This window comes from Synechocystis sp. PCC 7339, assembly GCF_019924095.1.
GTDB lineage: Bacteria > Cyanobacteriota > Cyanobacteriia > Cyanobacteriales > Microcystaceae > Synechocystis.
Genome location: NZ_CP063659.1, coordinates 188,463 through 209,777 on the forward strand (window position 1 = coordinate 188,463; position 21,315 = coordinate 209,777).

The window sequence follows — 21,315 nt, forward strand, 5'->3', positions numbered from 1 at the left end:
ATCTCTGGGAAACGGTCCTGGGGGAATATATTCGTAATTCCCTGGCTCTGATGGTGGGGGTAGGGACAGGGGTTTTTGTTTTGGGAGTAGGAACAGCCTGGCTAGTTACTATGTGTCGTTTTCCCGGTGGCCGCTGGCTGGAATGGTCTTTGCTATTGCCTTTGTCTGCCCCGGCTTATTTGTTGGCCTACGGCTATAGCAATCTCTTGGACTATTACGGCCCTGTGCAGACCCTAATGCGGGCCATTTTCAGTTGGGATTCGGCCCTTGATTATTGGTTTCCCAATATCCGTTCCCTCTGGGGGGCGATCGCCATTTTGGCCTTGGTGTCCTATCCCTATGTTTATCTTTTGGCCCGCCTTGCCTTTTTGGAACAGGGAATTTGTACCCTAGAAGCTAGTCGTTCCTTGGGTTGTAATCCCTGGCAAAGTTTTATTCGAGTTGCTTTGCCCCTGGCTCGACCGGCGATCGCCGCTGGTTTAGCTTTGGTGATGATGGAAACTTTGAATGATTTCGGCACAGTGCAATATTTTGGCGTTAATACCTTCACCACGGGCATTTATTCCACTTGGTTTGGCTTTGGCGAAAGACAAGGGGCCACCCAACTGGCCGCCTTTTTAATGATTTTTGTCTTCCTGTTGGTGGTTCTGGAGCGTTGCTCCCGCCGCCAGGCCAAGTTCTATCAATCCAGTAGTCCCAAACAAAATTTACCCCGTTACCAACTCCGGGGCTTAAGGGCGATCGGAGCCTTAGCTTTCTGTCTTTTTCCTTTCCTCCTAGGCTTTTTGGTGCCCGCCAGTTATCTTCTATACCTCGCCGTTTCCTATGCCCAGGAAGTTAATAACAATAACTTTTTCCAGTTAGCTTCCCACAGCTTAATTCTCTCGTTCCTCACCGCGGCGATCGCCTTAGTAATTGGTTTAATTCTCGTCTATGGCCAACGGTTGAGCCGTCAACCCCTGACCTCCTTTGCCGTTAAGGTCACTTCCATGGGATATGCCATTCCCGGTTCCGTCATTGCAGTGGGGGTGCTGATTCCGGCGGGTAACTTTGACAATTGGCTAGCGGGCTGGTGGGAAAGGATTTGGGGCGTAAACATTGGTCTCCTCCTGAGTGGCACCATTGCAGTTTTAGTCTATGCCTACCTTGTGCGCTTTCTGGCGGTGGCCATAGGTTCCCTGGAAGGTAGTTTGGGCAAAATCAAACCAACTTTGGATGATGCGGCCCGTAGTTTGGGTAAAACCCCTAGCCAAATTCTCTGGCAAGTACACACCCCCCTCATGACCGGCGGCTTGCTCACCGCAGTGATGTTGGTATTTGTGGACGTAATGAAGGAATTGCCCGCTACTTTGGTAATTCGCCCTTTTAACTTTGATACCCTCGCGATCCGGGTTTACCAATATGCCTCCGATGAAAGGCTCATTGAAGCCGCCGCTCCTGCCCTAACCATTATTCTGGCGGGGATGTTGCCGGTGATTTTCCTCAGTGTGCAAATTGCCCGTTCCCGCCCCAACGAGGGACAAATTTGACGGATAATTTGTCTCAATTCCTTTTAATTTCAACTTTTTGGCTATGAAATTATTATTTGTTTGTTTGGGGAATATTTGCCGATCGCCAGCGGCGGAAAATATCATGAACGCCCAGATTGACCAAGCAGGCTTAGGGGCAAAAATTGTTTGTGATTCTGCGGGCACGTCCAGCTACCATGTGGGGGACTCACCCGATCTTCGCATGACAGAAAGTTTAAAAAAACGAGGTTATCGGGTACAGGGGAGAGCTAGACAGTTTTTTCCAGAAGATTTTGCCGAATTTGACTTGATTTTAGCCATGGATCGGGATAATTATCGTAATATTCTGGCCCAAGACCGTCAGGGGAAATATCAAAATAAGGTAAAAATGATCTGTGACTATGCCGAAAACTTTGCTGACCGGGAAGTTCCCGACCCCTATTACGGCGGGCAAGCCGGTTTTGAGCATGTGATTGATTTGCTAGAAGATGCCTGTGATAATTTGCTCACCAGCCTGGATAAGGAGTTGGTCAATTAACTCCCATCCCATAGCTCATTCGGTTACAGGGTTTCCCTTGGTTGGTCTGGGAGAATTGGAGGCCCATTCAGGTATGGCGAACTCGTTCTGGCATTGCTCCCATGGGGGTAAAATTAGCAAGCTTTTCCCAATTTTTCATTAATGGCATGAGTTCTCCCTCTCCCACACACCGCGAGGTCATTGGCATTGACATTGGTGGTTCCTCCATTAAGTTTGGCCGTTTCCTGAGCAATGGAGATTGCACCGAGTCCTTGGTTTTGCCCACTCCCCAACCGGCTTTGCCCAAGGCAGTCTATGCCCAGTTAGCCCATGGCATTGACCTATTGAAAAATTCAGCTTGTGTGGCGATCGGTGTTGGCATGCCGGGACCGGCGGATGCGGCAGGACGGGTGGCCCAGTTAGCGATTAATTTACCCCAGTGGCACGACATTCCCTTGGCGGATTGGTTGGAAAACCATGGACAGTTACCGACAGTGTTGGAGAATGATGCCAATTGTGCTGGTTTGGGGGAAGCTTGGCTGGGAGCGGGAAGGAATTACCGCAATTTTATTTTGCTTACCCTGGGCACAGGGGTGGGGGGAGCGGTGTTTTTGAATGGCAAATTGTTTACGGGCCCCCAAGGAGCAGGGGGAGAATTGGGACTAATTTCCATTGAAACAGAGGGCTATCCTTGTAACAGTGGTAATCGAGGTTCTTTAGAGCAACATGCTTCGGCCCAAACCCTACGGCGGGAAATGAATCTGACGGGCCTAGAGTTGGCCCAATTGGCCGCCAAGGGAGATGCGGAGGCGATCGCCTATTGGGAGAAGTTTGGCCAACGGTTGGGCATGGGGATTGCGAACCTGGTCTATGTCCTAACCCCGGAGGCGGTAATTATTGGCGGGGGTCTGAGCGCTAGCTCCAGTTACTTTTTTCCCTCCATGACATCGGAAATTGAGGAAAGGGTGCTTTTCCCTTCCCGCCGGGGCTTAAAAATTTTGGTGGCCCAACTGGGGAACAGGGCTGGCATGATCGGTGCGGCTCGCCTAGCCTGGCAAAAGTTGGTTTACCGCACTGACGGTCCTTGAGCTATATAAGAACCTAACGACCACGACTTTTCGATTTCTGCTTACGGATTGCAATCCAAGTGAAGCTCCTCAAGCCAAAGACATAGGCCGTTAAGCCCACTCCAGCGCCCGCCACCAAGGAGCCCACCAAAAGGGCGATCGCCGCATCGCCGCCATACTTCAACAATTCCGTTGACTGCCAGTCCAACTCATTGAAGGGGACCCCCTCCCGTTGCAACAGCAAAAGCCCGAGGCGGTAGTTAAACCAGTAGATAGGTACGTAGGTAAAAGGATTGCTAATCCAAGTGGCCCCCGCCGCCACAATCTTATTACCCCTTAGAGGAATGGCCAACACCAAGGCGATCGCCGTTTGCAAACCAAAAAATGGAAACATCCCGGCAAAGGAACCCACGGCCAAACCCCGGGCCAGGGCATGGGGGGTACTCTGCAGTCGTAATAACTTGACGTATAGATAGCGGATTTGTCGTTGCCACAGGCGCCAGTGGCCGGCTTTACGGGGGGGAGTCAAGTTAACCAAGGTGCTTGAGGGGGAGGATAAGGAGTGGGGAAGATTATCAGTTATTTTAACCAAGATGTTGCGAAATTCCCCATCATCCAACCGGGTCGGGGCAGAGATTCAATCTTTAATTTCCCGACTAATCAACGCCGTAACGCCATTGACTAAGCTTTTCCCGCACCGATGGGTCTAATTTATGCACCCAACCCCGTTGCTTTTCCCCTAACGGTTTGCCCTTTGGCGATCGCCGTTGACTCTTTTTGCCGTAATGCTTGGCCTGTTGGCGAATTTGGGCCCGACTCTGATCCACTTCCTGGGCCAAAAGATGGGCCGACATCCATTCAGCACCGTAACCCACCACTGTTAACTGCTGGGCCCGGTCAGAAGTAGCAACAATCACCCGACCGGGATACTCATAGCTGTGACGACAATAATGGGCACAACGCTTTTCAATGAACGTGTCGGCGGTCTGGAGCCAGGCGGTGTAGTGGATGGAAAGGTGGGGGCTGAAATGCTCTTGGCTAGCAGGGCTTTGTTGGTACTGAGCATCGAAAACCACTTGGGTTTGATAGCCCTGGTGACTGCTGTAGCTGATCAGTTCATCAATCAGGGTTTGCCTGGCCATTTCCAGTCCAAAGCTTTCACGGGTTTGTTTGAGATGATTCCACTGGCCGATGATGTTGTAGCCATCCACCAGCAGGAGTGCGTTGTAATTGAGGGGCTTCATGGTGCAAGGAGAAGGTCATATATTAAAGGAAAAACAAAGTAATCAAAACATCAGCACCAGACCAGCCCGGCAGAGAATCCCCTGGCAATCACCGTGGCACTGTAGTTAGAAAAGCTTGAAGAATCTAGATTTTAACAAAATTTACAAAAATTAAATTTTTCTCCCAACACTGATGTGGAAATCCCCCGCAAAGGTTGGAACCGGAACAATTTCAGGTAGTTTTTCAATCACTTGAACTTGCTTGTCACACCTATAAACCAGTATGGTTTGCTCCTTTGGATCCATAAGCCAGCCCATCTGGGTTCAATGCTCCAGACAGTACAAGATATTTTTAATGACTCGGACTGGACTTTGGTCAGGGGAAAGAATCTCAATATTTCAATCAGGAGCCAAGTCAAACAGATCGGCAATTTCTCCCGAAGGATCACGGGGAATCAGGTCTTGGGTAAACACGGCAATGTCCGGCACAATGGAGCGATCACCAAAGGTACAGTGCAGTTCCGAAAGGGCTAATGCCCGACGTTGGGGGATGAAAATCTGATTTAAGCTTGCCGACAATAAGGTTTGTAGGAGACTATGCTTGCCTTTGGGTGTCGGTTTTTCTCGGACAGTACCATTGATGTATTCTTGGGCTGGTTCACTCTCTGGTAATGCCATGAATTCTACTAGAGAGAATGTTTTTACTGGAGTAATAGCCATGGCTTGATTTCTTCAGGAAAAATGACCAACGAATCAAACACACCACCCCAATCTAGGACACACTGCCCTCGCCCGGCAGTACACAGCAGTTGACATCATTCAGACAAACCTTGCCCCATTGCAGGGCCCAGCGCACCAACTCCACCCGATTTTCCGTGTTGGTCTTGGTCAGAATATTACTGACATGGTTATCCACTGTTCTTTTGCTAATCTCCAAACGCTCTGACACCTCCTGGTTGGTCAGGCCGATCGCCACCAGGTCTAAAATTTCCAATTCACGATCCGATAGGGACGCAGGGGGTTGATAGTTCCCGGCCAGCATGGGTGATTATCCTCAGGTATATTTACTCAGTCGGTAGACTATATTCTATGGTAATCCCCCCGTCAAGCCTAGCTTTAGGCAAATAAAAAAGAAGACCCCAGGGGCCTTCCCAGCTCAGAAGCTGTCAAATTTCGATCAAAAGTTGGAATAATGGCGGGGCTAGTTACCAGACCGAAACGATCTAGTAAGCTAAACCCATACTGCGGGTGGTTTCGGCACCCAAATAAACTCGGATACTTAAAAAGTCTGTGGGACAAGCGGTCTCACAACGTTTGCAACCAACACAATCCTCGGTTCTAGGGGAAGAGGCGATCTGAGCGGCTTTACAACCATCCCAGGGCACCATTTCTAGAACATCGAGGGGGCAAGCCCGGACGCATTGGGTACAACCAATACAGGTATCGTAAATTTTTACACTATGGGACATTGACTATCGGCTCCTTAACCGAGGGTTCTCCGTAAAGTCGAAAAAAATAATATTGTCAGGATTATGGGCTAGTTTACCCCAGACCTGAATTTCCTTCCGGAAAAAACGCCATAACTTTAAATTCTGTTACATCTCTGGCGCAAATCTGACTAAATAACCAAGCAAAAGCTCTCCAGTGGGGTTCAAACCCTAGGCAAAGCAAATCTTGACCATAGAAAAAAACCTGGGTACAAACCAAAGTTAGCGGGGCGGCGATCGCCATTTGCCTGCCCACAACTTACAAAAAGTTAGAAAAAATTAATCTTTTCTGCGGGCCCGGCCGGAAAAATCCCTGCTAGATTATTGTCTGTAAAGACTATCTGGGTAGTATGAGCACTTTTCCCTGGCTGACCACGATCATCCTTTTGCCGATTGTGGCGGCTTTATTCATTCCCATTATCCCTGACAAGGACGGTAAAACCGTTAGATGGTATTCCCTGACGGTGGGGCTGGTTGATTTCGCCCTCATCGTTTATGCCTTCTACAGCGGTTTTGACCTGAGCGAACCGGGATTGCAATTGGTGGAAAGCTACACTTGGTTACCCCAGATTGATCTCAAATGGTCGGTGGGGGCCGATGGCCTGTCCATGCCCTTGATTATTCTCACCGGTTTTATTACTACCTTGGCCACCATGGCCGCTTGGCCGGTCACCTTAAAGCCCAAATTCTTTTATTTCCTCATGCTATTGATGTATGGGGGACAAATTGCGGTGTTTGCGGTGCAGGATATTTTGCTCTTTTTCCTAGTGTGGGAATTGGAGTTAGTGCCGGTGTACCTGATTCTCTCCATTTGGGGAGGCAAAAAACGTCTCTACGCAGCCACCAAGTTTATTCTCTACACGGCGGGGGGGTCTTTATTCATCCTGTTGGCAGGACTGACCCTGGCTTTTTACGGCGATGTCAATACCTTTGATATGTCGGCGATCGCCGCTAAGGACATTCCCGTTAACCTGCAATTGTTGTTATACGCTGGCTTTCTGATTGCCTACGGGGTTAAGTTACCGATTTTTCCCCTCCATACCTGGTTGCCCGATGCCCATGGGGAGGCCACCGCTCCGGCCCACATGTTGCTGGCGGGCATTCTGCTGAAAATGGGGGGTTATGCCCTCCTGCGGATGAATGTGGGGATGTTGCCCGATGCCCATGCGGTATTTGCGCCGGTGTTGGTGATTCTGGGGGTGGTAAACATTATTTATGCCGCCTTTACTTCCTTTGCCCAACGGAACCTGAAACGAAAAATTGCCTATTCTTCCATTTCCCACATGGGTTTTGTGCTGATCGGCTTAGCATCGTTTACAGACCTGGGCATGAGTGGAGCCATGTTGCAGATGATTTCCCACGGTTTGATCGGGGCTAGTTTGTTCTTCATGGTGGGGGCCACCTATGACCGCACCCACACCCTGATGCTGGATGAAATGGGGGGCATTGGGCAAAAAATGAAAAAGGGTTTTGCCATGTGGACAGCCTGTTCCCTTGCTTCCCTAGCTCTACCGGGGATGAGTGGCTTTGTGGCGGAATTGATGGTGTTTGTAGGTTTTGCCACCAGCGATGCCTATAACTTGGTTTTTCGCACCATTGTGGTTGTGCTCATGGGAGTTGGGGTAATTTTGACCCCAATTTATCTGCTCTCCATGCTCCGGGAAATGCTCTATGGCCCTGAAAACGAGGAACTGGTCAACCATACCAATCTAGTGGATGTGGAACCGAGGGAAGTGTTTATCATTGGCTGTCTGCTCGTTCCCATCATTGGCATTGGTTTCTATCCCAAGCTCATTACCCAAATTTACGATCCCACCATTAATCAATTGGTGCAAACCGCCCGGCGATCGGTGCCGAGCTTGGTGCAGCAGGCCAGCATTTCTCCCTTGGAAGTCAACGCTTTACGGGCCCCCACCATCGGTTTTTAAATCATATTGTAGAGAGCAAACGTTTGAATCACAACGTGGGGGAGATCTGTTTATTCTCCCCCAAATTTTTCTCACTCCCTGTTCAAAGAATTAGGTTGTTGGACGTTTTCACCTTGTGGCTATGGGGGATTTTTTTTAATATGTTTCCAGGGCCCACGTGGAAAATCACCATTACTCCTGATGCTCCGCCACTTTTTTCAGCAAGTTTGTGTTACGCTTGGCTAGAAAAATCGGTTAACGTTTCAAGACCTTTTCTAGTACTTCTAATACCCCCCAGGACAAACATAAATCCATGAAAAATATCCCTGCAATGGTTGGTGGCAGCTTGATTGTTGGTTGCTTTGTACTGTTTGGTGGAGCTATGCCCACTATGGCCCAGGAAGTTGAATGTGAAGCCTATGAAGAAGATGGCGTCGGGGTTGCGGTTTGCGTTGATGACGAGGGGAATACCGCCGTTAGCGCCGTTGATGACGAAGGTAACCAGGTGACCATTGTGGAAGATGAGGAAGGCGACGAATATATGGAAATTATTGAGGTTGAAGAGTAGATTGGCCTCCGCCTATTTTGTTAACGGCAATGGGTAGGAAGACCCGCTGATTGCAGCAGGGTAGTTCACACTTGCCATTGGCCAAAGGGGCAGGACAATTGCCGTAGGGATAGTAGATGAAAACGCTGGTTATTTTTGGCGGATTCCCTGGCAGTGCTGGTGTTATAACCCCAATCCGCCAGGAATAAATTGCTTTGTCCCAAGACAGGTTGGTCAGCAACGGTTTGTAGAGTGGTTAACATATCCTCCACAAACCAGAGTTGGTCACTGGAATAATTGTGTTTGACCAGTAGTTGTTGCAGAGTCTTATATTTGGGCTGTTTAATTTCCTTGCCGATAATTTGACCAAGGGGAAAATTCACCTTTTGGTTTTGGAGTAACTGTTGCACAAAGCGGCGTTCCTTGGTGGTGACAATATAAAGCCATTGGGGGTAAGGGGATTGGAGCCAATGGTTTAATTGCCCAATTACCCCCGGATAAAAACGATGCAGCTCCAACCAATAAGCCAAATCATTGTTAATGTAATTGTCCCGCACCTGGTCTAGGGCTGGGGCTAGCTGGGTTTTGCTAATTTGTTCTTGGTGTTGTAGCGTCTGGGCAACGGTGGGCCATGCTCTCTCAATCGTTGCTGGGTCTATGCCCGTAGCCAAAGCTTGCAGCAATAGGGGCATTTCCCACCCTGTTTCGATCACCGGTCTGAGACGATAAAAGTTATCCTTTTGGCGATCGAGCTTTTCTGGCGGTAGATTTGGCCAGATTTGTCGACAAACCTGACGACTAGTTTGAAAATATTCCTGCAAACCGTCACAGATGACACCGTCAAAATCTAGGACTAGCAAATGGGGAAATTTTTCCATAGATTTATAAGGGGAGTATCTAACGGATTCACTACTGCATTATTGACGATGTTTTGCCAGTCTTAGGATTAATGCCAACATTTTCTCGGTGCTCTCCTCAGCCCCCCCTAGCCTAGCCTCAGGAATGCCTACGGAATTGCTAAATAGGGCCATTCAATCAAGTTCTCCTACACAAAAGTTAACAAAGCCCCTGTAGCGTTCCGAAACGTTCTACCCTAGATGCTGATTCACTTTTTTATGATGAACCTTTAAATAAGCCTTGGCCGGGCGGCTTTTTCCCTCGTTTTAAGGCGATCGCAATTTTGTTAATGGGAGATAATGAAATCCAATGAGTGTTAAGGCAAGTGGTGGCAGCTCACTAGCGCGACCCCAACTCTACCAAACCGTTCCAGTCTCCGCTATCAGTCAAGCAGAGCAACAGGATCGCTTCCTAGAAGGGTCAGAACTAAACGAGTTAACAGCGTATTTTCAATCCGGTTCCCTGCGCCTAGAGATTGCAGAGACCCTAACCCAAAATGCCGACTTGATCGTCTCTAGGGCCGCCAATCGAATTTTCACCGGCGGTTCCCCCCTCTCCTACCTGGAAAAGCCCGTTGAGCGGCAACCTGCGTTGGTGGGTGCCTCCAGTGATAGTCGCAACGGCAGTGTTACCTACGCCGAAAGCAACGGGGGCGGTGGTCTCTTTGGGGGACTCCGTTCCGTTTTTAGCAGTACTGGCCCCATTCCCCCTGGTTTCCGTCCCATTAACATTGCCCGGTACGGTCCCAGCAATATGCAAAAATCCCTCCGGGACATGTCCTGGTTTTTGCGCTACACAACCTATGCCATTGTTGCCGGGGACCCCAACATTATTGTGGTCAATACCCGGGGACTGAAGGAAGTTATTGAGAATGCCTGTTCCATTGATGCCACCATTGTGGCTATCCAGGAAATGCGGGCCGCTTCCGCCGACTATTTCCGGGGCAATGCCCAAGCCAAAGAGATTGTCCTGCAATACTTCGACATTCTCTTGAGTGAGTTCAAAGCCCCCACCCCGTCCAACAAAGTACGCCAAGGGCCCTCCAACGATATCCAAGGTTTGGAACTCCCCCAGAGTTATTTCAATGCGGCGGCTAAGCGGCAAAAATATGCCATGAAGCCCGGTTTGTCTGCGTTGGAAAAAAATGCGGTCATTAGAGCTGCCTACCGCCAAATTTTCGAGCGAGATATTACCAAAGCCTACAGCCAATCTATTTCCTATCTGGAGTCTCAGGTACGCAATGGCGATATTTCCATGAAGGAATTTGTCCGTCGCTTGGCCAAATCTCCCCTCTATCGCAAGCAATTCTTCGAACCCTTCATCAACAGCCGGGCTTTGGAATTGGCCTTCCGCCATATCCTCGGCCGGGGTCCCAGTTCTAGGGAAGAAGTGCAGAACTATTTTGCCGTCGTTTCCAGTGGGGGTTTACCAGCTTTGGTGGACGCTCTAGTGGATTCCCAGGAGTACTCCGATTACTTTGGTGAGGAAACGGTGCCCTACCTGCGGGGCTTGGGGGTTGAGGCCCAGGAATGCCGCAATTGGGGCATGCAACAGGATCTGTTTAGCTACAGCGCTCCTTTCCGCAAAGTTCCCCAATTCATCACCACCTTTGCCCAGTATGATCGCCCATTACCGGATCAACATGTGTATGGTTCCGGCAATGATCCCCTGGAAATTCAATTTGGGGCCATCTTCCCGAAAGAAACCCGCAACCCCAGCAAGCGTCCTGCACCTTTCAATAAGGACACTAAACGGATCTTGATTCACCGGGGGCCGGCGGTTAATAACCAAGTAGGCAATCCTAGTGCGGTAGGGGAATTTCCCGGCAGTCTCGGTGCAAAAGTATTTCGTCTCAACGGCGGTTTACCCGGTGCCAAAGTGGGCAAAAATACCGGCACCAGTGTCAAATTTGGGGAAAGTTCCACCCAAGCCTTGATTCGGGCGGCCTATCGCCAAGTGTTCGGTCGGGATCTCTATGAAGGGCAACGGCTCTCTGTGGCGGAAATTCAACTGGAAAATGGCGACATTAGTGTGCGGGAATTTATCAAACGCCTGGCTAAGTCGGAATTATTCCTCAAGCTTTACTGGGCTCCCCACTATGTCTGTAAGGCGATCGAATATATGCACCGTCGTCTCCTGGGCCGTCCCACCTATGGCCGTCAGGAAATGAATCAATACTTCGACATTGCTTCCAAACAGGGCTTCTATGCTGTGGTGGAGGCCATGATCGACAGCAAAGAGTACAGTGATGCTTTTGGGGAAGACACCGTTCCCTATGAACGTTACCTCACCCCTGCTGGTCTGCAAATGCGTTCTGCCCGGGTTGGTTCTATTCGGGAAGACATCGGTCAACGGGTAGATAAGGAAGTGACCCCCCGCTTTGTGGAATTGGGTCAGGTTTCTTCTGTACGCACTGAACCAGAAATTTCCTACCGTAGCAACCAAGGGGTTACCCGCCAACGGCAACAAACCAAAATCTTTAAGTTGGTGTCCACCTACGATAAGGTTGCGGTTAAAAATGCCGTCCGGGCCGCCTACCGCCAGGTGTTTGAGCGGGATCTGGAACCCTACATTATCAATTCTGAGTTCACTGCCCTGGAAAGTAAGCTCAGCAACAATGAAATCAACGTTAAGGAATTCATTGAAGGTTTGGGTACTTCGGAGCTCTATATGAAGGAGTTCTATGCACCTTACCCCAACACCAAAGTAATTGAGATGGGCACCAAGCACTTCTTGGGCCGGGCTCCCCTCAATCAAAAGGAGATCCAGCAGTATAACCAAATTTTGGCCAACCAGGGTCTGAAGGCCTTCATTGGCGCCATGGTGAATAGCATGGAATATCTACAAACCTTTGGTGAAGACACGGTGCCCTATCGCCGTTTCCCCACTCTGCCCGCGGCCAACTTCCCCAATACGGAGCGGCTGTACAACAAGCTCACCAAGCAAGATAAGGAATTGGTGGTCCCTAGCTTCACCCCAGTGGTTAAGGTGGGGGGTTAAGGACAGATTGCTTCACCTTAGCCATCTCTGATTAGTTGATTGATTGTTCTAACCTAGCTAGTACTCTGCACTGGCTAGGTTTTTTGTTGGGGAGGATTGGGCGGTCCGATTTTCATCCTGGAGCATGAAGCACTGAATTGACCAAGGGGACAAAATAGCCAAAGGCTGACAAAGACTTCCCAAAAGTGAATTGTATGGACAGTTCTATTGGTTATGCTGTGAGGGATGGTAATGATTATTGGTCGCTTTTGACCCTCCCCTTGCTATGGCCTATCCGTTGTATGTCGCATTTATTTGGCATCAACACCAGCCTTCTTCCCAGTCCTACGGCATGGTGGGCGCAGGTCATGGCCGCTATCAGTGGCCCTGGGCGCGATTGTACGGTGTGAGGGACTACGGCGGGTTGATCAAACTCTGGGGAAGATATCCAACCCTACACCAAACAGTAAGTTTAACGCCCTGTTTACTAGCCCAATTGGAGGACTATGCCCAGGGTCGAGCGATTGATCGCCATTTAGCCCTCACCCTGAGCCCGGCAGAAAAGTTAAGCCCAGAGCAAAAGGTGGAAATTCTGACCACTTTTTTTGAAGCTAATCCCCGCACACAAATCTTCCCCCAGGAGCGTTATCAGCAGTTATACGAACAACGTCAGAGGCAAGGGCTGAATTGGTGTATATCCCATTGGCAACCCCAGGATTTTAGCGATCTACTGGCCTGGCATAACTTGATTTGGTTTGATGCCCTCACCATTGCTGAAGATCAGGAAGTACAGGATTGGTATTTTCGGCAAAAATCCTTCACCCTAGGCGATCGCCAAAGAATCATTAGTAAACAACGGCAAATTATTCAGGGTATTATCCACCTCCACCGCCAATTACAGAACTCTGGGCAGTTGGAAATTATCACTAGTCCCTACGGCCACCCGATTTTGCCCCTGTTGGCGGATAGCAATATTGCTCGCACTGTCCAGGCGGCCCTGGCCCTACCGGATCCCCGTTTTTGTTGGTCGGAGGACGGGGTCAGACAATTGCAACGGGGTAAACAATACTATCGGCGCACCTTTGGACGGGAATCCCGGGGTTTATGGCCACCGGGATTGGCGGTTAGTCCTGCCATGGTGCAAACAGTGGCCCAACTGCGTTTTGAGTGGTTATGTGCCGATGAGTCCGCCCTAGCTCAAAGTTTGAGCACCAGTGCGGAACGGGCCGGTTGGCTAAATTCCGTCTATCGAGTGCCCACGGAGGACGGGGAGTTGGCCATGGTATTTCGGGACCAACAACTATCAGATTTGATTAGTTTCCACTATGGTCGTTACTCTCCTTCCCAAGCGGCCCAGGATTTAGTTGAGCGACTTTTGGCCCGTAGACAAACCCAGGAAACTTCCCAACCCAGACTGGTGACCATTGCCTTAGAGGGTGATGTTACCTGGAATAGCTATGACCAGAATGGCTTTGCCTTTTTGCATCAGTTCTATCAGCAGTGTGAACATTTGAGCCGCCAAGGGCTACTGCAGTTGGTGACTGTGTCTGAATTTATTGACCAGTTTCCTCCCACCAGGGTGTTGGCTGGGCACAATGGCATTCCTATTCCCTTGGTGGGTTCCTGGAATGGGGGCGATTTCAGTAAATGGATCGGTCAACCAAGCCAGAACCAAGCCTGGGATTACTTGATTGACGCGAGGCAAACCCTAGCAAGTCATCCTGAAGCCACGGAAGAAAATAATCCCGAAGCTTGGCAAGCTCTCTACGGGGCCGAAAGCTCCGATTGGTTTGAGGCTTTTGGCCAAGATCATTCCCAAAAAATCCTCAATTCTGAAGCCCTATTCCGCCAACATCTGATCCGGCTCTACCATGCCCTCAATGAAACTTTGCCCGGTTATCTACAGCATCCTTTAATTGATCAAAATAGCGATCGCCCGTTGGGAGGCCATCTCTATCCCCACTGGGATAATTTAACTAATTTAATTCCTTGGCAGGTAGCCCATAACTTGCCGGTGCAAGGGGGAAAGGAGTTCGTGCAACAAATCTACTATGGCCACGATCGCCAACGGTTGATCCTCCGGCTAGACTTCCAGCGACTGTTACCGGAGTTACATCCCGATGAGCTCCATCTGGCCTGGTATTATCCCTATTTGCCCCATGGCCATGCTCCCCTGGCGATCGCCGCCCTGCCGGATCAAGTACCGCTAAACTATTACTTCCACCACCATTGCCGCATTAATCTCCACCATCTCCAAAGTCACCATGAAATTGCCGTGGGCCCCAACCGCTGGCATCCCAACCCCCAACGGCCGCAATTGGTACATCAAGACGAAATTTTGGTGGTGGTGATCCCCATGACAGCCTTACCCGAAACTAGGCCCGATCGCCTCCATTTGTTGCTTTTACTAGCTGAACAAGGGGAATTTATGGCTAATTTGTCGGGGGAAAATCTGTTGGAGTGGACCCTATCCTAGCCCCCCTAAACCACTGTGTTTCTTTTCCGTGCTTCCTTGTAGGAAGGCCCCACACTACGCAGTCCGGTTTTAATCAGTTGTTGTTCTAACAGAGCGAAAAATCTGCGGCGATCGCCACCCCGCACCACCGCCTGATTGTGAGCCTCCGCTAGAGCCACGGGATAGCCAAAACCCTTTTCTATCTGACTGAGCACAATGGCCAGAGACTGATTGAGCAACTCTGAATCTTCCAGCAGCCAAGCGGGAAATTCCACCCTGGCCACCTCCGATCCTCCATGGATGTAACAAAAACAAACTCGCTGTGCCGGAGCATAGGCTTCTAGAATGCGGGCATTACTGCTCCAGATGGGGCCCCGTTCCCCCGGAGCGAGAAACTCTTGCCACAAACTGCTATCCCGCAGAGGATCAAAAATCTGACAGGGGGTTTTCCGTTCCTCTGCCTGACAGCCTTCACAATGGCTGACACAATTGGGGCTTTCGTGGGGGCAAGCTTGGAGCCGTAAAAGGTTAATCGACTCCACACTCCTGGGGGCACTAATGTAACTCACTAGGGGAATGCGAGCTTGGCGCAACGTTTCCCAGGCGGCCAAAATGGGGTCAAGGATTTGATTTCTGGCTTCCTGGGGTAAACTTTCCAAAAACCAGTAAATTAGGGAGCCGTCCACCATGGCCAGGTTGGGATCGCTGTGGGCCCCTGGGGGACTGACCCAACGACAAGCTAGGGCTGCTAACCGTTCTGCTTCCAACACTGTGCGGCGGTGCCCCAACCATTCCTCGGTGCGAATGCCCCAACGGCGGGAGGCATATAAATCCTCAGGGCGAAAATACACTTCCGGCACACTGTCCAGTAGGGGATGCAAATTTTGCCCGTAGTGGAGCATTACCCGGCCAATATTGAGTAGATAACAGTAGGCAATTTCATGGTGGGAAGGGGCAATCTGGGAGCCATCCGTGGCAAAAACACTGTGATTTACCTGTGCCTCCCCAATGACGACCCTCGTATCCAACGGCTCCAAAGGCCTGGCCACCGCAAAAAAGAGGCGATCGCCCCATTCCGTTAATGTGTTGAGTAAATGGGGCTGGTGCTGTTGGGCTTGGAAAAATAACTCCTTAGCCCTTTCCAGGCGTTGATAGCCGGCGGTGGCTTCCTGGCGGAAATGTTGCCCCAGGGCTGGCATTTGACCAGCTAATTTGGTGAGGTCAAGCATGAAGGGGAGGCAAAATTAAGGGCTAGTAGAAGAAAATCGCCCCGGTGGGTTGCAGATTAATGGAACGGTGGCCGTAAAATCGTTCTTCTATGTTGACATCCCCCTTCGTCACCGTAATCACCGCCATATTATCCTCCCCGACCATTTGGGTGCGGGCATCGACGGGAACAGTAAATTCAAGCACAAAAGACTGTTCTGGAGTGCTGGGGGTGGCATTGTCTGGATAGACCATGATGTAAGCATTATTGCCAAAATTTTCTAGCATGGCCGATTCTCCGGAGGCGACCACCGTGGGGGGAAACGATTCTAGATTAGTGATGTCGTAGTCTAGCGCCAAATCCGTTTCATTCACGAGCTTAACCTTGACTGGTCTTTTGGGATCAAATCTGCCAATGGGTTGCCAAAAACCGGGCTGATAGGTGGTGGCAGGGGGATCCTGCGCTTGAACTCTAGCAGTGTAAGCGGTTGGAGTCAGACCAACAAAAGCCATTGCCAGTAAAGTCAGGGAGGTGGTTAGGGGACGACTATTAAACATAGGGCAATTCCTCGAGCAAGTTTGGTGAAGTTTTTTGATCAAATCACCAAAATCATTGCAAGCACAACCATTGGGGTCACTTTTAGCCCCGGTCTAGAAAATTGGCAACAATCTCCGATGATCTGGTTTTTGCCCAGGGAAAGAAGACAAACACGGCCTGTGCTAGTATCTAAGGCATGAATTTTCGTGAAGTTAATTATAACAGTCAGTATTTTGCGGCTGGCTAGGTGTTTAGGAGTGGCAACAGCATCATGACGAGCCATCAGCTCAACGGGCAACGGAGTTACCTTCAGCCGATCCGCATCGGGGTGATTGGGGTGGGCAATATGGGACAGCACCATACCAGGGTTCTTAGCCTGATGAAGGATGTGGAGTTTGTGGGCATTGCTGATGTCAATGTGGAGCGAGGCCTAGACACCGCCAGCAAGTATCGGGTGCATTTTTTTGAAGATTACCAAGAGATGTTGCCCCATGTGGATGCGGTTTGTGTGGCGGTTCCCACCAGACTCCATCACGATGTGGGTATGAACTGTTTGCAGAATAATGTTCATACTCTGATCGAAAAGCCCATTGCCGCTAGCATTGCCGAAGCAGAATCCTTGGTCAATGCCGCCGCCGATGCCAATTGCATTCTCCAAGTGGGGCACATTGAGCGCTTCAACCCCGCCTTTTTGGAACTGACCAAAATTCTCAAAACCGAAGAATTATTGGCGATCGAGGCCCATCGCATGAGTCCCTATTCTCAGCGGGCCAACGATGTCTCCGTAGTGTTGGATTTGATGATCCATGACATTGACCTGTTGCTGGAATTGGTGGGTTCGGAAGTGGTTAAACTGTCCGCAAGTGGTAGTCGGGCTTCTGGCTCAGGCTATTTGGATTATGTCACCGCGACGTTGGGCTTTTCCTCCGGCATTGTGGCCACCCTCACCGCCAGCAAGGTTACCCACCGCAAAATTCGTTCGATCGCCGCCCACTGTAAAAATTCCCTCACCGAAGCGGATTTTCTCAATAACGAAATTCTTATCCATCGCCAAACCACCGCCGATTGGAGTGCGGATTATGGTCAGGTGTTGTATCGCCAGGATGGATTAATTGAGAAAGTTTACACCAGCAACATTGAACCCCTCCACGCTGAATTGGAACACTTTATCCATTGTGTGCGGGGAGGAGACCAACCCTCTGTAGGAGGAGAACAGGCCCTCAAAGCGTTGAAATTGGCCAGTTTAATTGAAGAAATGGCCTTGGACAGCACTGGCTGGAATGCCTTGGAAGCGGCTTCGGAGTATCAAGATGCCACCTTAGCCCTGAGTGCCGGTATTTAACCCAAGTTAAGCAAAAGTTCCTTGGCACTACCATTTTTTTCAGGGGCAATATTTCATCAGCCAGGGACAGACCTGTGGGTGTTGGGTTTAGTACTTAGTCCAATCTACTGCAACGGAGAGTGTACTAGCCTGGAAGCAATCTCATCGGCGATCGCTTCCACATCGTAAGCCTCATCGTTGGAAAACACCACAATCGAAAGGCTAGGTGTTTTGTAATGGCGGTAGTAAGTGCGAGAGTGGTCTAAATTTTGTGTAAAGAGGAAAATTAAAGAGAAAAGCGTTCAGGAAAAAGAATAGCAAAATGGAAAGCAGCAGCTCGCCAATCTCGGATAGGGCGTTGCCATTTTTTAGTGAAGTTCCTCATGGCTAAATGTAATAGTGTAAAAACAGAATCTTCGTCGGGAAAAACGGCTTTGGTTTTAATTACTTTACGTAAAGAAGGGTTCATGGACTCAATAGCATTGGTGGTATAGATTACCCGTTGAATTTCCATGGGATAGTCAAAAATGGGAATGACATGCTCCCAATGACGTAGCCAGATTTGAGTGATAGCGGGGTAAAGTTTGTCCCATTTCTGGGAAAAAGCATCCAGAGCCGCTTCAAATCTAGTCGCCACTGCCTTGGGGTCTTTCCAGGGGACAGAGTTAAGGCAATTACGCATCAAATGGACAATACATAGTTGGTTGGACTTAGGTTTGGGGATAAACTGCCTCAATCGCCTCAGGGAAGCCCCTTAAGCCATCACAACAGGCAATTAGAATATCCTTTAGCTGCCGATTCTTGAGCTCTGTCAGGATTCGTAACCAAAATTTGGCTCCCTCGGCTTCTGCTTCCCCAGTCCATAGTCCTAGTAGCTGTTTGTCTCCCTCCCGGTCAATACCCAACGCTGCATACACTGCCCGTTTGCTCACTCGACCTGAGACTTTGATGTTTACATACAGTGCATCTAGGTAAACAATGGCATACACCTCCTCTAATGGACGAGATTGCCAGGCTTTAACTTCCTCCGTTACTGAATCTGTCACTTCGCTAATCAAGCTGGCTGACACCTTTGCCCCATACAATTCCTCCAGTTCGGCACTTATGTCCCGAGTACTCATGCGCCTGGCATACAACCCCAGAATTTTTTCGTCCGTTGATGTTCGGGTAGGCACTAACACTGGCTCAAAGCTACTCTCCCTGTCTCGAGGGATTGCTATTTCCATTTCACCCTGGTTTGATTGAACTGTTTTCCTTGAATAACCGTTCCGACTATTGCCCTTTTCTTCTTCTTTCTGGTTATTTGGTTATTCAGTTGTTTTAGTAGTCTAGTCCTGACTCTCCCAGAATTTCTTCGGGGGTTTTATGCTCTTCTAGCAACTCATCTAGTAACATATCGACGCGATTCGGTTCTTGTTTTTTACGTACCATTGGGGTCTCCTTTTTTTGATTGGATTTTACTCCCCTTACACAAAATTCTGTTCAGTCCCTCCCATTAACTGATGGTGCTTTCCTGATTTACATAATACATAAGATGATTCTTTCACAACTACTTTTGCTTAAGAATCAATAGGGTGACATCATCCTCTTGGGGTTGATCGCCCAAAAAATGCTTCAGATCGGCGATCGCCTGGTGGCGGATTTCCTCCGGGGTCTGGTGTCGGTGCAGGGAAAGTACTGTTTGCAACCGCTCTATGCCGTAAAATTCCCTCTTACTATTCATTGCTTCGGTGATGCCATCGGTGTAGAGCACAGCCAAATCACCACTGTTTAAGCTAATTTCCCGCTCTGTCACAAAGGCACTAATATCCTGTTCCAAACCCAAGGGAAAGCCCAATTCAAAAGTGTCAATCTGTTCTGTTTCCCCGGTACTGCGGATAATTAACACCTCCTCATGTTGTCCACTCAGACGGATTAGCCCCGCTTCATATTGCAACAAACTTAAGGTCATATTTTTAGAAGACCCCATGCGTCTGGTGTTTTCGTAGATGGTGCGGTTCATGACGCTCAACAGTTTGACCGGATCTGTCACTCCATGTTCTAACAAAGTCCGCAGGGCAGTTTGGGCCATAATCATCACCAAACTACTTTCCAAATCGTGGCCGGTAACGTCGCCAATGCTAATTCTGACTTGGCCATTGGTTTGCAACACATCGTAATAATCTCCCCCCACTTCCGTAGCTGATTCCATAAAACCGGCAATTTCTAGCCCGGCCACTGCTGCCAATTCCTGTTCTGAGGGCATTAACATCTGTTGCAATTGTCGGGTGATGTCAATTTCCGCCTCTAACCGTAAATTTTCGTCCTTTAATTTCTCTGTCAGGCGACAGAGGGCATCGGCCACCGTGTTAAAGGCGTGGATCACTTCCGCCATTTCATCCTGGGTTTGTAATTCCACCGCTTTAGTTTGACTGCCCGCCACCATTTTTTCCGCCGCACTGCTCAAACTAGCAATGGTAACCATGACGCTGGCATAGAATCCCCAAAATAAATAGGCGGCGATCGCCAGGGTCGCCAAGACAAAGGTGCTGAGGAGCCATTGCCGTTGCTGGAACCGTTGAATACGCTCGGAAAGTAGTTGGTCTAATTCCGGGCTGAGCATCCGCCAAAAATGTAAACTGTTCAATAAACTCCATTGGCTCTGCTGGCTTAAAGCGGGGTCATCGAGCTTGATTTGTCCTGCAATTATTACCCTAGTTAAACTTTGCTCCAATGCTTCTAGGGCTTTGGCCAGACCATGGAGACCATTACTCACCCTCGGTTGTAGTTGTTGGTTGGCATTGTGGGTGAAGGCCACCCCGAGGTGCTTGATTAAACTTTCCCTGAGCTGGGTCAACTGAGCTTTAATTACTAGTAATTGGGACTCCTCTGTGGGGGAAAGGCCGGAGCCGGAGTGGGAAGCAATGATGGTACCTAGTTGAGCCAGATCCGTTTGCAGTTGGGGTAATTTGAGCAACAGGGCTTCCATCAGGTAATAACTATCCAAATCCGGATCGAGGATCAGGTTGGATTGGTCTCCCACTTTGGTGCGTAGCACGGCGATCGCCTGGAGAATCTGTTCTGGGTTTATTTCCTGGGCCTCTGCGATGGTTAATAAAGCCTGTGCTAGGACACCATAGTCCGTTGCTGTGCCCAACTTTTTGCCCCAACGGTTTTGGGCCTGGGCCAACTGCTCAGCGGGGAACTGCCAATGGCTTGACTCCAGAGGAGTGAGGGGTTCTGTCAGCACTGTTTGTTGCAATTGGTGCAGAGGACGAAGGTAAGCCAAGCCCTGTTGCTCCAGTTGGGCAAACTGAATTTGACCCTGAATTTCGGAAAGTAGCAGGAAAATAGCTAAACCCAAGGGAAGCAAAAAGCAAACACTAATCAGGGCAAACTTTTGGGGATAATGTAAGCGATTAATCAAGCCCACCGCTGGCTTGAGCAGTCTTTGGTCCACAGTTACCAGCTCCATAGTTTTTTCCATCACTGCAAGAAAACTCTTTTTCAAGACTACCCAGGAGCAACTCTAGCCACAGCAGGGTCTTTCCGCTCCCAACGCTAGCATAATCCTGGAGCCATCATTATCCAGGAAAAGCTATGGCCAAACCTCGTTTACGCCAATTCTTTGTCACTGCTTTACCACTGTTATGATCAAATTTCAAAGTCAAGCATTGTCTTGGA

17 protein-coding genes and 3 pseudogenes are annotated in these 21,315 nt (G+C 49.5%); 8 read left to right on the forward strand and 12 right to left on the reverse strand.

Annotated features, from left to right (window positions below):
• Positions 1 to 50: 50 nt before the first annotated feature.
• Positions 51 to 632: pseudogene (locus tag IQE94_RS18775) on the forward strand (ABC transporter permease); the annotation flags it as partial.
• Here the strand turns inward: IQE94_RS18775 and IQE94_RS18780 are convergent.
• Entirely contained in the window at positions 618 to 704 is an 87-nt protein-coding gene (locus IQE94_RS18780) for a hypothetical protein (protein ID WP_370630532.1), read from the reverse strand. The pseudogene IQE94_RS18775 and the gene IQE94_RS18780 sit on opposite strands and share 15 nt — an antisense overlap.
• Before the next feature lie 868 nt (positions 705 to 1,572).
• Between IQE94_RS18780 and IQE94_RS00905 the strand changes: the two genes are divergently transcribed.
• Both IQE94_RS00905 and IQE94_RS00910 read left to right on the forward strand, forming a co-directional pair.
• Positions 1,573 to 2,046, forward strand: coding sequence for a low molecular weight protein-tyrosine-phosphatase (locus IQE94_RS00905; protein ID WP_212715551.1), 474 nt, complete (start codon positions 1,573 to 1,575; stop codon positions 2,044 to 2,046).
• Between the two features lie 101 nt (positions 2,047 to 2,147).
• Positions 2,148 to 3,113: an ROK family protein gene (locus IQE94_RS00910; protein WP_212715552.1), complete on the forward strand. Its 966-nt coding sequence runs from the start codon at positions 2,148 to 2,150 to the stop codon at positions 3,111 to 3,113.
• Positions 3,114 to 3,126: 13 nt separating this feature from the next.
• Here IQE94_RS00910 and IQE94_RS00915 read toward each other — a convergent pair whose 3' ends face one another.
• From IQE94_RS00915 to IQE94_RS00940, 6 genes and pseudogenes are all read right to left on the reverse strand, one after another.
• Positions 3,127 to 3,630, reverse strand: a complete 504-nt coding sequence (locus IQE94_RS00915) for a DUF2062 domain-containing protein (RefSeq protein ID WP_223342517.1) — start codon at positions 3,628 to 3,630, stop codon at positions 3,127 to 3,129.
• A 118-nt stretch (positions 3,631 to 3,748) separates the two neighbouring features.
• Positions 3,749 to 4,336 carry an NYN domain-containing protein gene (locus IQE94_RS00920; protein WP_212715553.1) on the reverse strand — a complete coding sequence of 196 codons (588 nt, stop codon included), beginning with the start codon at positions 4,334 to 4,336 and terminating at the stop codon, positions 3,749 to 3,751.
• Between the two features lie 150 nt (positions 4,337 to 4,486).
• Positions 4,487 to 5,035: pseudogene (locus IQE94_RS00925) on the reverse strand (Uma2 family endonuclease).
• 52 nt (positions 5,036 to 5,087) lie between these two features.
• Positions 5,088 to 5,357 carry a helix-turn-helix transcriptional regulator gene (locus IQE94_RS00930; protein ID WP_194015132.1) on the reverse strand — a complete coding sequence of 90 codons (270 nt, stop codon included), beginning with the start codon at positions 5,355 to 5,357 and terminating at the stop codon, positions 5,088 to 5,090.
• A 181-nt stretch (positions 5,358 to 5,538) separates the two neighbouring features.
• Entirely contained in the window at positions 5,539 to 5,784 is a 246-nt protein-coding gene (gene psaC / locus IQE94_RS00935) for a photosystem I iron-sulfur center protein PsaC (protein ID WP_002764973.1), read from the reverse strand.
• Between the two features lie 73 nt (positions 5,785 to 5,857).
• Positions 5,858 to 6,058, reverse strand: a complete 201-nt coding sequence (locus tag IQE94_RS00940; protein ID WP_212715554.1) for a hypothetical protein — start codon at positions 6,056 to 6,058, stop codon at positions 5,858 to 5,860.
• A 94-nt stretch (positions 6,059 to 6,152) separates the two neighbouring features.
• On the opposite strand from IQE94_RS00940, the gene IQE94_RS00945 reads away from it, so the two are divergent.
• The gene (locus IQE94_RS00945; protein WP_212715555.1) at positions 6,153 to 7,730 is read left to right on the forward strand and encodes an NAD(P)H-quinone oxidoreductase subunit 4; all 1,578 of its coding nucleotides are present in this window, start codon (positions 6,153 to 6,155) and stop codon (positions 7,728 to 7,730) included.
• Between the two features lie 292 nt (positions 7,731 to 8,022).
• Entirely contained in the window at positions 8,023 to 8,277 is a 255-nt protein-coding gene (locus IQE94_RS00950) for a hypothetical protein (RefSeq protein WP_223342518.1), read from the forward strand.
• 65 nt (positions 8,278 to 8,342) lie between these two features.
• Here IQE94_RS00950 and IQE94_RS00955 read toward each other — a convergent pair whose 3' ends face one another.
• A complete protein-coding gene (locus tag IQE94_RS00955) occupies positions 8,343 to 9,134 on the reverse strand; it encodes an HAD family hydrolase (RefSeq protein ID WP_223342519.1) in 792 nt (263 codons plus the stop codon).
• Positions 9,135 to 9,462: 328 nt separating this feature from the next.
• On the opposite strand from IQE94_RS00955, the gene IQE94_RS00960 reads away from it, so the two are divergent.
• Complete coding sequence (locus IQE94_RS00960; protein ID WP_212715558.1) at positions 9,463 to 12,153, forward strand: phycobilisome rod-core linker polypeptide; 2,691 nt, start codon at positions 9,463 to 9,465, stop codon at positions 12,151 to 12,153.
• Positions 12,154 to 12,418: 265 nt separating this feature from the next.
• Positions 12,419 to 14,608: a hypothetical protein gene (locus IQE94_RS00965; protein ID WP_223342520.1), complete on the forward strand. Its 2,190-nt coding sequence runs from the start codon at positions 12,419 to 12,421 to the stop codon at positions 14,606 to 14,608.
• 5 nt (positions 14,609 to 14,613) lie between these two features.
• Here IQE94_RS00965 and IQE94_RS00970 read toward each other — a convergent pair whose 3' ends face one another.
• Both IQE94_RS00970 and IQE94_RS00975 read right to left on the reverse strand, forming a co-directional pair.
• Complete coding sequence (locus IQE94_RS00970) at positions 14,614 to 15,816, reverse strand: DNA double-strand break repair nuclease NurA (RefSeq protein ID WP_223342521.1); 1,203 nt, start codon at positions 15,814 to 15,816, stop codon at positions 14,614 to 14,616.
• A 22-nt stretch (positions 15,817 to 15,838) separates the two neighbouring features.
• On the reverse strand, positions 15,839 to 16,351 hold the full coding sequence (locus IQE94_RS00975) for a hypothetical protein (protein ID WP_223342522.1): 513 nt from the start codon (positions 16,349 to 16,351) through the stop codon (positions 15,839 to 15,841).
• 251 nt (positions 16,352 to 16,602) lie between these two features.
• Here IQE94_RS00975 and IQE94_RS00980 point away from each other — a divergent pair, with 251 nt between their 5' ends.
• On the forward strand, positions 16,603 to 17,673 hold the full coding sequence (locus IQE94_RS00980) for a Gfo/Idh/MocA family protein (protein ID WP_212715562.1): 1,071 nt from the start codon (positions 16,603 to 16,605) through the stop codon (positions 17,671 to 17,673).
• A 265-nt stretch (positions 17,674 to 17,938) separates the two neighbouring features.
• Here IQE94_RS00980 and IQE94_RS00985 read toward each other — a convergent pair.
• Positions 17,939 to 19,083, reverse strand: a pseudogene (locus IQE94_RS00985) (IS256 family transposase).
• A gap of 118 nt (positions 19,084 to 19,201) precedes the next feature.
• A complete protein-coding gene (locus IQE94_RS00990) occupies positions 19,202 to 21,118 on the reverse strand; it encodes a PP2C family protein-serine/threonine phosphatase (RefSeq protein WP_223342523.1) in 1,917 nt (638 codons plus the stop codon).
• Between the last annotated feature and the right edge of the window lie 197 nt (positions 21,119 to 21,315).